The sequence below is a fragment of the Mesorhizobium sp. YM1C-6-2 genome, from assembly GCF_003666685.1.
Lineage (GTDB): Bacteria > Pseudomonadota > Alphaproteobacteria > Rhizobiales > Rhizobiaceae > Mesorhizobium_K.
On sequence record NZ_RCIZ01000006.1, the window covers coordinates 124,456 to 136,478 of the forward strand.

8 protein-coding genes are annotated in these 12,023 nt (G+C 65.6%); 4 read left to right on the forward strand and 4 right to left on the reverse strand.

All coding sequences use genetic code 11. The features are described from left to right. Window positions 1-84: 84 nt before the first annotated feature. From D8676_RS16530 to D8676_RS16545, 4 genes are read right to left on the reverse strand one after another with little or no spacing between them, the layout of a single operon-like run. Window positions 85-672, reverse strand: coding sequence for a sarcosine oxidase subunit gamma (locus D8676_RS16530; protein ID WP_121582190.1), 588 nt, complete (start codon window positions 670-672; stop codon window positions 85-87). Continuing rightward, the gene (locus tag D8676_RS16535; protein ID WP_121582191.1) at window positions 665-3,640 is read right to left on the reverse strand and encodes a sarcosine oxidase subunit alpha family protein; all 2,976 of its coding nucleotides are present in this window, start codon (window positions 3,638-3,640) and stop codon (window positions 665-667) included. The genes D8676_RS16530 and D8676_RS16535 overlap by 8 nt, the downstream gene beginning before the upstream one ends. Beyond that, the gene (locus D8676_RS16540; protein WP_121582192.1) at window positions 3,637-3,933 is read right to left on the reverse strand and encodes a sarcosine oxidase subunit delta; all 297 of its coding nucleotides are present in this window, start codon (window positions 3,931-3,933) and stop codon (window positions 3,637-3,639) included. The genes D8676_RS16535 and D8676_RS16540 overlap by 4 nt, the downstream gene beginning before the upstream one ends. An 11-nt stretch (window positions 3,934-3,944) precedes the next feature. Then, window positions 3,945-5,204: a sarcosine oxidase subunit beta family protein gene (locus tag D8676_RS16545; RefSeq protein ID WP_121582395.1), complete on the reverse strand. Its 1,260-nt coding sequence runs from the start codon at window positions 5,202-5,204 to the stop codon at window positions 3,945-3,947. A 187-nt stretch (window positions 5,205-5,391) separates the two neighbouring features. Here D8676_RS16545 and D8676_RS16550 point away from each other — a divergent pair, with 187 nt between their 5' ends. The 4 genes from D8676_RS16550 to D8676_RS16565 all read left to right on the forward strand — a co-directional run bounded on the left by D8676_RS16550 (window position 5,392) and on the right by D8676_RS16565 (window position 11,948). Continuing rightward, a complete protein-coding gene (locus tag D8676_RS16550) occupies window positions 5,392-7,863 on the forward strand; it encodes a mechanosensitive ion channel family protein (protein ID WP_121582193.1) in 2,472 nt (823 codons plus the stop codon). Window positions 7,864-7,989: 126 nt separating this feature from the next. Next, entirely contained in the window at window positions 7,990-8,253 is a 264-nt protein-coding gene (locus D8676_RS16555; protein WP_121582194.1) for a hypothetical protein, read from the forward strand. Window positions 8,254-8,458: 205 nt separating this feature from the next. Continuing rightward, window positions 8,459-11,020, forward strand: coding sequence for an FAD-dependent oxidoreductase (locus D8676_RS16560; RefSeq protein ID WP_121582195.1), 2,562 nt, complete (start codon window positions 8,459-8,461; stop codon window positions 11,018-11,020). Between the two features lie 91 nt (window positions 11,021-11,111). After that, window positions 11,112-11,948, forward strand: coding sequence for a DUF1194 domain-containing protein (locus D8676_RS16565; protein ID WP_121582196.1), 837 nt, complete (start codon window positions 11,112-11,114; stop codon window positions 11,946-11,948). Window positions 11,949-12,023 lie beyond the last annotated feature (75 nt).

Sequence of the window (12,023 nt, forward strand, 5' to 3'; positions counted from 1 at the left end):
TCCCATCGGCTTTCGGAAAAGGACCGCCAATCTAGCGCCATCCAACCTTCGCATCAATGAAGCGAAGAACTTGGGCGCTGGGAGCTACAGCACTTCGTAGCCGACCTCTTCGCTCGCGTGGCAAAGCGATTTCCAGAACGACCGTGCGAAGGAACGGAAGACGTAGACATCGAACTCGTCGGCGCCGCTGCGCTGGATTTGCGCGAAGATGTCGTGGTGCACGGTTGAGATGCCTGAACCGAGCGGAAAGGCCGGCAGCGAAAAGTCGGTGGCAAAGAACTTCGCCAGCACCCATTCCGCCTTCGGTCCGGCGATCCTGATCGCGGTGCGGCCATGCGAAAGGTCGGTGACCGTGCCCGTTTCGGGAGCGACGGCTTTCGCGAATGCCGCCGCCAGCCCTTCGTCCTGATCGACGACGAGGAATTTTCCGGGCGCGAAGCCGAAGCCCGCTTTCGCTTCTGTGGAAACGCCGCCGCCGGCGCCGTCCGGCAGGGCCAGCCCGGCGACTTCCCTGATCGCCGCAATCAGCGCGCCTTCCTCGCCGCGCCAGGCGGCGAGCTGGACGATCGAGCCCGGCTGGGTCTCGGTGAGCGTCACGCCGACGCTGTGGTCGGCCAGCGCGTGCCTGCCCGGTCGCAGCACGGGGGCGAGCGGCGAAAGCTGGTCAACCATGCATGCGCCTCCCTTCAGGATCGTAGAAATGGTGGCTGACGATCTCGACCGGGCCGAAGCGCTTGCGCAGCGGGTCGGAGATGAACGCGCGTTGGCCATGGAGAGACTTGCCGCCCTTCACCAGCGCCAGCCCGATATGCCGCCCGAGCACCGGCGAATAGCACGCCGCCGTCATATGGCCGATCGAGCCGTGCGGGTTGTCGCGGTCGAGCTCCTCGACGATATGCGCGCCGCCATTGAGCGGCCGGTTGTCGAGCGACATGATGCCGACGAGCTGCAGCCGGTCGGGTGCAGTCAGCCCCTCACGGTCCATCATCATCGAGCCGACAAAGGGCTTCTTCTTCGACAGCATCCAGTCGAGATGCAGGTCGCGTGCTGTCACGCGCCCGTCGATCTCGGCGCCGGTGACATGACCTTTCTCGATACGCATCGTGCCCAGCGCCTCGAGCCCGTAGGGCACCAGGCCGAAGGGCTTGCCGGCGGCAATCAGCGCTTCCCAGACATGCGTGCCGTGGCCGGCGCCCGAATACACCTCGTAGGCGAGCTCGCCGGAGAAGGAGAGGCGGCAGATCATCACCGGCGCGCCCGATATCTCGCCATAGACGATGCCCATGAAGGGCAGCGTCTCGTTGTCGACTTTCGTGCCCGTCACGCAGGCCGCCAGGATTTCGCGCGACACCGGTCCGGCGATCGAGGCGCCGGCCCATTGGTCGGTGACGGAGGTGAGCTGCACCTTCAGTTCCGGCCAGACCGCGTCGAGCAGATATTCGAGGTGCTGCATGACCTTGCCGGCATTGGCCGTCGTCGTGGTCATCAGGAAATCCTGCTCGCCCAGCCGCCACGTCGTGCCGTCGTCGAGCACCAGCCCGTCCTCGCGCAGCATCAGCCCGTAGCGCGCCTTGCCGACGGGCAGCGTCGAGAACATGTTGGTGTAGACCCGGTCGAGGAAGCCGGCCGCATCCGGGCCCTGGACCATGATCTTGCCGAGCGTCGAGACGTCGGCGATGCCTGCTGCCTCGCGCGTTGTCTGCGCCTCGCGCACATAGGCTTGCTCGACCGTCTCGCCTGGCAGGCCGTAGATCATCGGGCGGTGCCACAGCCCGGCCGAATAGGTCGTCGCGCCGTTGGCGATGTGCCAGTCATGCATGGGCGTCAGCCGCTCCGGCCTGATCTCGCCGTAGCGCTCGGCCGCCAGCGCGCCGATCGTCACCGGCGCGAAGGGCGGACGGAAGCGCGTCGTGCCGACCTCCGGGATCTGCTTGCCGAGCGCATTGGCCATGATGGCGAGCCCCGGCACGTTGGAGGTCTTGCCCTGGTCGGTCGCCATGCCGAGAGTCGTGTAGCGCTTCAGATGCTCGACCGACTGGAAGCCCTCGCGATGGGCGAGCCTGACGTCGTCGGCAGTCACATCGTGCTGGAAGTCGACAAAAGCCTTTCCACCCGCTGCGATCTCGAAAACCGGCGCCGGCGCCATATCCAGTTCGTAGCTGATCACGGCAGGCGTATCGCCGTCCGGCTCGCCGCCCGCCGCAAGGCCTTCGGCGAGCGCCGCCTCGAGCGAAAAGGCGCCGTTGAAGCCGCCGGCGCCGACCCAGCCGTCGGCTTCCTTCGGCGGCAGGAAGGCCTGCAGCCGCTCGCTCCATTCGGCCTTCGCGCCGGCCTGGCTGGCGAGATTGATCACCGGCGACCAGCCGCCGGACATCAGCAGGCAGTCGGCCTCGATGGTGCGCGGATCGCCGCTCACCGCGCCGGCTTTCGCGTTGAAGGCCTGCATCTTGATGCCGGAAAGCGACTTGCCGCCCTCGGTACCGGTAACGGCGCGTCCGCTGAGGATTTCCGCGCCCGTGCGAACGGCCAGCGCCCGCACAGCTTCCGAAAGCTCCTCGCGCACGTCGATGATCGCGACGATGCGGCAGCCGGCCTCGCGCAGCGAGAGCGCCGACTTGTAGGCGCCGTCATTGTTGGTGAAGACGGCGACCTTGTCGCCCGGCAGCACGCCATATTCGACGGCATAGCGTTCCGCCGCGCTCGCCAGCATGACGCCGGGCCGGTCGTTGCCGGGAAACACCAGCGGCCGCTCGAAGGCGCCGGTCGTGAGCACAACCTTGCCGGAGCGGATCGTCCAGTGCCGTTGGCGCGGCTCGCCGGCGCGTGGCGACGCCTTGTGGTCGGTCACGCGCTCCAGCGCAGCGATCGTGTTGCCGTCGTAATAGCCCCACACAGTCGTGCGCGGCAGCAGGGTGACGTTCGGCAGCGCCGCAAGCTCGCGCACCATGCCGGCCGCCCAGTCGTTCGCCGGCTGCGCGTCGATCGTCTCGCCCGACCAGTTTGCAGAACCGCCGAGCCGCGCATCCTGCTCGGCAAGCATCACGCGAGCGCCGCTCTCCGCCGCCGCTTTCGCCGCCATCAGGCCGGCCGGACCCGAGCCGACCACCAGCACGTCGCAGAAGGCGTTCATACGCTCGTAGCGCGACGGGTCCGGCGCCGTGCCCGCGTGGCCGAGGCCGGCGGCGCGGCGGATGAAATGCTCGCAGAACATCCAGAAGCGGGTGCCCTTCAGCGGTCCGATCACCGGGCCCATGAAGGTCTTGTAGTAGAAGCCCGCGCCGATCAGTTTTCCGCCGAGCTGATTGGCAGCACCAACGTCGAACCCCAGGGTCGGGAAGCGGTTCTGGCTGACGACCTTCAGGCCGTCCCGGATCTCCAGCATGGTCGCCTGGATGTTCGGTTCGCGCGCTTCGCCGCGCAGCACCGTCACCAGCGCGTTGGGCTCGTCGACGCCGGCGGCGAGCACGCCGCGCGGGCGGTGATATTTGAAAGAGCGTCCGAACAGCGAGACGCCGTTGGCGAGCAATGCGGAGGCCAGCGTGTCGCCGGGATGGCCGGTGAAATCCTGGCCGTCGAAGGTGAAGCGGACGGAGCGCGAGCGGTCGATCAGCCCGCCGCTGGTGGCGCGGCGCGGGCTCATGCGGGCGTCTCCGCCTTGCGCCGCTCATGCGGCCTGCCGTGATCCCTGGCGAAGGCGACGCTGACGATCCTGTGCGTCACCGTGTTGCGCACGATCCTGAGATGCGCGCGGCAGCCGCCGGAATGCTGCCAGATCTCGTCGTGCTCGCCGGCCGTGTTCACCCGGTCGTAGACATAGGCGTTCCACGCCGCCTGGTCGGTCGAGGCCTGGTCGGGACGAATGCGCCCGCCCTCTTCGCGATAGACGAATTCGGAGGAGTCGCGCGGGCCGCAATAGGGGCAGGTGATGATCATCTGTGTTGTCCCTAATGCAGATTGGGCGTCGCGCCCTGGCCCTTGTCGTCGATGATGGCGCCGCGATGGAACCGGTCGAGCGTGAAAGGGGCATTGAGCGGGTGCGGCTCGTCCTTGGCGATCGTCCATGCGAAGCACCAGCCTGACGCCGGCGTCGCCTTGAAGCCGCCGTAGCACCAGCCGCAGTTGAGATACATGCCGGGCAGGGGGCCTGTCGTGATGATGGGCGAACCGTCCATCGACATGTCGCACAGCCCGCCCCAGGAGCGCAGCACGCGCACGCTGGCGAGGCCCGGGAACAGCGCCAGCATCTCCGAATGCACTTCCTCGACGAGCGGCAGACTGCCGCGCTGCGCGTAGCTGTTGTAGCCGTCGAGCGCGCCGCCATAGATCAGGCCGCCCTTGTCGGACTGTCCCACATAGAAATGGCCCATGCCGAAGGTCAGCACCGTGTCGAGGATCGGTTTCAGCGATTCCGAGACGAAGGCCTGCAGCACCTGGCTCTCGATCGGCATCTCGTCGATGCCGACGAGCTTCATCACGCGGCCAGTGCTGCCGGCCACCGCGATCGCCACCTTCTTGGCCCTGATCTCGCCGCGGGTGGTCGTGACTCCGGTCACCCGGTCGCCGTCGCGCAGGAAACCGGTCACCTCGCAATTCTCGATGACGTCGACGCCGCGCCGGTCGGCGCCGCGTGCATAACCCCAGGCGACCGCGTCATGGCGCGCCGTTCCGGCACTCCACTGCATGACGCCGCCGATGACGGGGAAGCGGGCCGAGGCCGAGACGTCGAGCGCCGGCACCAGGCGTTTTATCTGCTCGACCGTCATCAGTTCGGAATCGATGCCGGAATGGCGTAGCGCGTTGCCGCGGCGGACATATTCGTCGAGCTGGCCGGGCGTGTGCGCGAGGTTCAGGCAGCCACGCTGCGAGAACATGACGTTGTAGTTGAGGTCGTGGGAGAGGTTCTCCCACAAATCCATCGAATGCTCGTAGAAACGATGGTTTTCCGGCAGCAGGTAGTTGGAGCGCACCGCGGTGGTGTTGCGGCCGACATTGCCGGAGCCGAGATAACCCTTCTCCAGCACCGCCACGTTGGTGATGCCGTGCTCCTTGGCGAGGTAGTAGGCCGTCGACAGTCCGTGCCCGCCGCCACCGATGATCACGACGTCGTAGCTGGCCTTGGGGTCGGGCTTGCGCCAGGCCGGTTTCCAGTCACGGTTGCCGGCCAGCGCGTTCTTGAGCAGCGTATAGGCAGAATATTCCCGCATCAGCCAACATCCGTTTCGGGCGACGCGCAGACTATAGGGCAGCCTTTCGCGCCAAAGCCAGGATTGCGCCATGGCCTTTCGCATGGCCGACCCCGTGGGATCAAGGCGGCTTGCCGGCTCAAAGCCGGGTCTTTATCAAGGGCCGCGGGGGCTGCCCGGATCGGATTGCCGGAGTCGCAGAGGTATCATGCCGTTCGTCCGCCTTTGGCGCGCTTTAGTCTTATCGTTCCTCGCTGTCGCGCTTTTCACATCGGGCGCGTTCGCCCAGGCCGTGGGCAATACGGACAATGCGCTGGTCGAGGGGCAGCGCACCGCCATCCAGAAATACTCCGCCGAGGCCGACGCCTTGGAGAAGCAGATCACCGCGAACGCAGACCAGGACGGCAAGCTTGTCGAAATCAGGCTCAAGCTCGAGGAGCTTGCCAGCGAGTTGCTGTCCAGCGCGGTCGCCTTCCGGCCGCGTCTGTCGGAGATCAACGCGAGGCTCGAGCAACTGGGCCCGGTGCCGCCGGATGGACAGTCGGAACTCGACATTGTCTCGGCCGAACGGCAGGCGCTGGCCGCCGAAAAGGCCGAGATCAATGCGGTGCTCGGGCTGGCGGAATCTCTGTCCATCCGCGTCAGCAATCTGATCAACAAGATCGGGCTGATGCGCAGCGAGTTGTTCCGCAGCGTGCTGACCAAGCGCTACGCGCTGACGGACGCCTTCGACGGCCAGCTTTTCGACGACGTGCAGGCGGAGTTCACGGGTTTCTACCGGACGGTTTCGTCCTGGCTGAAGTTCGTATTCCAGTTCAAGTTCCAGTCCGTGCTCGGCGCCGCTTTCTTCGCCCTGATTGCGGCGGCGGTGCTGATGTTCGGCGGCCGCCGCGTCTTCGGCAGGGTTTTCGAAGCGGACCCGGCAGCGGAGGATCCGTCTTATCTCAGCCGGCTTTCCGTCGCCTTCTGGTCGACATTGCTGCCGACTGCCGCGCTCGGCGTGTTCCTGCTCGCCACCGTTTTCTTCCTGAATTATTTCAACGTGCTCAGAGGCGATATCGGGGTTTTCCTGAACGCCCTGTTCATCGTCATCGGCATCATTTTCTGCGTCAACCGGCTGGCCAACGCCGTGCTGGCGCCGAAGCTGCCGAACTGGCGGCTGATTTCGATCGGATCGGGTACGGCAAGACTTCTCGTCCTGCTGGTGACGGCAATGGCGGTCGTGCTGGGGGTCAACTACTTCTTGACCGTCGTCAACGACGCAATGGGTTCGCCGCTCTCGCTGACGATTGCGCGGAGCTTCCTCGCCACGGTCATCGTCGGCGTACTTTTCATCCTGATCGGCCTCTTGCACTACGAAGACGGGGTGTGGCGTCCCTGGCGCGCTTGGCTCCGCTACACGGCCGTCGGGCTCGGCCTGTTCATCATCGCCGCGGCGCTGCTCGGTTATATCGGCCTTGCGACCTTCGTCTCCATACAGGTGGTCGTCACCGGCACCATCCTCATCACCGCCTATATCGGCTTCCTGTCGTCGCGGGCGATCGGCGCGGAAGGTGGCTTTGCGGAGACGTCGGTCGGGCGCTGGCTGGCGTCGAAGTCGAGCACCGAGGTGACGACGCTCGACCAGCTCGGGCTGGTCGTCAGCCTCGCCATCAACCTGATGATCGTGCTCGTCTTTCTGCCGCTGATCCTGCTGCTCTGGGGCTTCCAGCTCGGCGACATCCAGACCTGGGCGTACAGGCTGAGCGAAGGCTTCAGCGTCGGCTCCTTCCGCTTCTCGCCGGCCGGCATCCTGACGGGCATCGTCGTCTTCGCCATCGGCTATTTCCTCACCCGTTGGTTCCAGGGCTGGCTCGACGGCTCGGTCATGGCGCGCGGTCGGGTCGACGCCGGCGTGCGCAACTCGATTCGCACCGTCGTCGGCTATGCCGGGCTTGCGCTGGCCGCGCTCATCGCCATCTCCTCGGCCGGCATCGACCTGTCGAGCTTCGCGCTGATCGCCGGCGGTCTGTCGCTCGGCATCGGTTTCGGATTGCAGAACGTGGTCTCGAATTTCGTCTCGGGACTGATCCTGCTCGCCGAGCGGCCGTTCAAGGCGGGCGACTGGATCGTTGCCGGCGACGTCTCGGGTACCGTCAAGAAAATCAGCGTGCGCGCCACCGAGATCGAGACCTTCCAGCGCCAGACCGTGATCCTGCCGAATTCGCAGCTCATCAACAGCGCGGTCGGCAACTGGACGCACCGCAACAAGCTCGGACGCATCGACATCAAGGTGGGCGTCGCCTACGGCATGGACGTCAAGCGCGCGCATGCGCTCATGCTCGACATCGCCAGGAACCACCCGCTCGTCCTTAGAAATCCCGAGCCGTTCGTGCTGTTCGCCAATTTCGGCCCGACGGCGCTCGAGTTCGAGATCAGGGTCTTCCTGGCGGATGTGACGAACGGCAACATCGTTCACAACGACTTGCGCTTCACTATCCTCGATGTCTTCGACGCCGAGGGCATAGAGATTCCGTCGGCAGTACGCGCCGAAGTCCCGAAGGCCGGGGAGCGCTGGCCGACCGACGACGAGAAGGACGAGGCCGCCCTCATCGAGGAAAAGGCGCGGGAGGCAGCCGCCCTGGCCGAACGCAAGCCTGCCCGCAAAGGCGGCCGCCAGCGCAAGCCCGACCCGGAATAACCGCCGGGGAAGCCAATTGTGGCATGAACGTGGCATTCAGTTGCCGTTCAGATTGGTTCTCATATAAGGTCGAGGCAAAAGGGCGAAGGCCCTGCAACAGAGGCGGTGGGAGCCACCGGAACCGAAATGTTGAAGAACCTTGTCGTCATGCTTGCCCTGCTTGCCGCAAGCGCGTCGGCCGAGGCCGCGAGCGCGGTCAACCTCGATAACGAGCCTCGTACGCTGGTTGTCACCGAGGGCGGCAGCAAGGCCGAGCTCTCGATCGGCGCCGGCGAGACGGTCGACTTCTGCGCCAGCGGCTGCTTCGTCACCATGCCGAACGGCGACATCGAGGCGCTGACCGGCGGCGAGACGGTCGAGATTTCGGGCGGCGTCGCCCGCATCAAGTAAGCTCCGCCGACGGCGGAGGCGCGTGGCCGGGCAGTCGCCCGGCCTTTTGCTTTGCCGGTCAGGCCGGTTTGACGGTCCGGCTGCTTTTCAGGTCTGGCGCCGCCCGCCGTCGCGCTGCCTTTCTGCGATGTCGCAAACAGGCTTCAACCCTGCCGCGGACCCGCCTTATAGTCCGTCCGCAAAATCGCTTCGGAGTCGTGGGCAAATGGCAGAGTTTCCGTCAAAGGCGAAGGTCGTCGTCATCGGGCTGGGCGGCATCGTCGGCGCCTCCGTCGTGCATCACCTGATCGAGCGCGGATGGGACGATATCGTCGGCATCGACAAGTCGGGCATCCCCACCGACATCGGCTCGACGGCGCACGCATCCGACTTCTGCTACATGACGAGCCACGACTTCCTGTCCTGCTGGACGTCGCTCTACTCGCTCGATTTCTATGACAGACTGGGTCACTATGAGCGCATCGGCGGCCTCGAGGTCGCCCGCGTCGGCGACGATGCGCGCATGGACGAGATCAAGCGCAAGGTGGCGTCGGCAAAGGCCTTCGGCACCCGCGCACGCCTCATCGAGCCTGCCGAGATCAAGCAGAAATTCCCTCTGATCGAGGAGAGCGTCGTGCAGGGCGGCCTGTGGGATCCGGATGCCGGCCTCGTCATCCCCCGCTCGCAGACCGTCGCCGGCAAGCTGGTGGATCAGGCGGAGAAGTCCGGCAGGCTGAAGGCCTTCGCCAACACGCCGGCAAAATCGCTGGTCATCGAGAACGGCCGCATAAAGGGCGTCGTCACCGACCGTGGCACCATCATGGCCGACTATGTCGTGGTCTGCGCCGGGCTCTGGGGCCGGCTGATCGCGGAGATGGCGGGCGAGGACCTTCCGGTCATGCCGATCGACCACCCGCTTACCTTCTTCGGCCCGTATACGGAGTTTGCCGGCACCGGCAAGGAGATCGGCTATCCGCTGCTGCGCGACCAGGGCAACTCGGCCTATATGCGCGACACCGGCGATCCGACCACGTCGGAAGGCGGCATGATCGAGTGGGGCTACTACGAGGAGAAGAACCCGCGCCTCTGCCATCCGCGCGACCTGCTCGAAAAGCACCAGGCGCGCCTGTCGCCGTCGCAGCGCGACCTCGACATGGAGCAGATCATCGAGCCGCTGGAACGCGCGATCGAACTGACGCCGATCCTCGCCGAGCTCGGCTATGACGAGCGCCGCTCCTTCAACGGCCTGCTGCAGGTGACCGCCGACGGCGGTCCGTCGATCGGCGAGAGCCAGAAGGTGAGGGGGCTTTGGTACGCCGTCGCCATTTGGGTCAAGGATGCGCCGGGCTTTGGCAAGCTCGTCGCCGACTGGATGACCGACGGGCGTACGGCGATCGACCACGCCAAGATCGACTATTCGCGCTTCTACCCGCACCAGCTCGAGGAGAAGTTCGTCGAGGGTCGCTGCGGAGAAGCGGCGCAGAAGGTCTACAATCCCGCCGTCCATCCGCGCGAGCCCTATGCGACCGGCCGCAACATCCGCCGTTCGCCTTTCTATGAGCGCGAGAAGGAACTCGGCGGCTATTTCATGGAGCTTGGCGGCTGGGAGCGCGCCCATGGTTATGCCGCCAACGAGCATCTGCTCGAACGCTACGGCAACCGCGTGCCGGTACGCGAGAACGAGTGGGACGCCAGGCATTTCTGGCGCGTGTCGAACGCCGAGCATCTCGCCATGAGCGAGGATTGCGGCATCGTCAACCTCAGCCATTTCTACATGTTCGACGTGGAGGGGCCGGACCATGTCGCGCTGATGGAGTGGCTCTGCGCGGCCCGCATCGGCGGCGACGCCAATATCGGCAAGGGCATCTACACGCATTTCCTCGACGACGAGGGCATGGTGCGCGCCGACCTCACCGTCATCCGCATGGCCGACCGCTGCCGCGTCGTTGACGGCGCCGACGCCGGCCCGCGCGACTTCCACTATGTGAAGCGCGTCGCCGAGGACAAGGGTTTCGACGTCACCGTCACCGACGTCACCGACAAATACGTCACCGTCGGCATCTGGGGGCCGAACGCGCGCGCGACGCTACAGAAGGTGGTCGAGGATCCGGACGGCCTGTCGCTTGAAAACTTCGCCTTCGCGGCGATCAAGCCGATCCGCATCGCCGGCAAGGACGTGACCGCCTTCCGCCTCTCCTATGTCGGCGAGCAGGGCTGGGAGCTGCACATGCGCTACGAGGACGGGCTCGCCGTCTGGGACGCGCTGCGCTCGACCGGCGTGATGGCCTTCGGCGTCGAGACCTACGCCAACTCCCGCCGCATGGAGAAGAGCCTGCGGCTGCAGAACGCCGACCTTCTGACCGAATACAATCTGCTGGAATCCGACCTCCAGCGCCCGAAGGTCAAGGAGGCCGATTTCCGCGGCAAGGCGAGGCATCTCGAACATCGCGCGAGACCGCACCAGCCGGCCAAGCTCTGCACGCTGACGCTCGAGGAGAACACCGATTCCGCCGGCGTGAAGCGCTATCCGGTAGGCATCAGCCCGATCCTCGACCCGGCCACCGGCGAGACGCTGGTGGATTCGCTCGGCCGCCGTTCCTTCACGACCTCGATGGCCTATGGACCGACCATCGGCAAGACGATCATGCTGGCCTACCTGCCGCATGAGAAGGCGGTTAAGGGCAATGCGTTCGAGATCGAGTATTTCGGCGACCGCTACCCGGTGAAGGTCGTCGGCGTCGGCTACGAACCGCTCTACGATCCGGAGAACCTCAAGCCGCGGAGCTGATCGAGGCGCAGCGGCAGCGGGAAAGGCTGCCGCTGGGGAAATCACGCGATTGTGAGCGCTGGTTGCAGTCGGACTGACGCACAATCTCGTCATGCCACGCCTTGCCCGCATGCTGCTTGCGGCCGTCGCCGCACTCCTCGCCGTGCCTGCTTCCGCAGCCGAACCGGTAGACGTCGAACTGGTGCTCGCCGCCGATATTTCGCTTTCGATGTCGCCCGGCGAGCTTCATCTTCAGCGGCAAGGCTATGCGAAGGCTTTGACGGACCCGCAGGTCCTCAACGCCATCGCCGACGGCGCCCACGGCAGGATCGCCGTCACCTATTTCGAATGGGCGGGGCAGACGGCGCAATATGTCGTCATTCCCTGGACCGTCATCGCCAATCGGGCGGATGCGGAACGCGTGGCGGCGCAGCTGTCAGCGCCCAAGCCTCGCCAATCGCGCCGCACCTCGATCTCGGGGGCGCTGAATTTCGCCGCGGACCTTCTGGCCGAAAGCGAATTCCGCGGCTTGCGGAGGGTGATCGACATCTCCGGGGACGGCCCCAACAATGAGGGTCTGGCAGTCGACGTCGCGCGGGATGCTGTCGTCGCGCAGCGGATCATCATCAACGGCTTGCCGGTGATGACGGCCAGCGCCGACCTCATGCCCTACGACGTGGCGGATCTCGATGCATATTACAGCGAGTGCGTCATTGGCGGCCCCGGCTCCTTCGTCATGCCGGTGGTCAACTGGTCCCAATTTCCGGAAGCGCTTCGCCGCAAGCTCCTGCTCGAACTGGCGGGCCGGCCGCTGCCGCAACCGCCGAACCGGACGGATTCCAGCGAACCTATACTGGTGCTTGCGCGGGCCGAACCCGTTTACGATTGCTCGATCGGCGAGAAACTCTGGCAGCAGGATCGCAAGCGGCAACGGATATACGATCCCTGAGCAGAGGCGGGATCGGGATGCGCAAATCGGTCCCCGGCAGTCGCGAAATTGTGAAGGGATGATCCGGGCGCCGCA